Annotated in this window: 1 protein-coding gene; it reads left to right on the forward strand. The window is 53.7% G+C overall.

What is annotated here, in order from left to right:
- Nucleotides 1–242, forward strand: a 242-nt coding sequence (locus FS818_RS28545) for a phosphopantetheine-binding protein (RefSeq protein ID WP_260990009.1), incomplete at both ends; no start/stop codon positions are given.

Below are 242 nucleotides of genomic sequence, written 5' to 3' on the forward strand. Positions count from 1 at the left end.
AGTCGGGATTCAGGACAACTTTTTCGAGCGGGGTGGGGATTCGATCAAAGCGATTCAGATCGTGTCCAGGTTAAGCGTAGTCGGTCTGAAACTGGCGGTTCGGGAGATGTTCACGCATCCAACGATCGAGGAAGTCAGCCAATATGTGCAAGTCACAACCCCGATCGCGGCCGAAGAAGGAGTCGTTGAGGGAGAGGTCGCGCTCAGCCCGATTCAGCATTGGTTCTTTGACCAGAACTTCT

The sequence above is a fragment of the Paenibacillus xylanexedens genome, from assembly GCF_007680605.1.
In the GTDB taxonomy this organism is placed as follows: Bacteria; Bacillota; Bacilli; order Paenibacillales; family Paenibacillaceae; genus Paenibacillus; species Paenibacillus xylanexedens_B.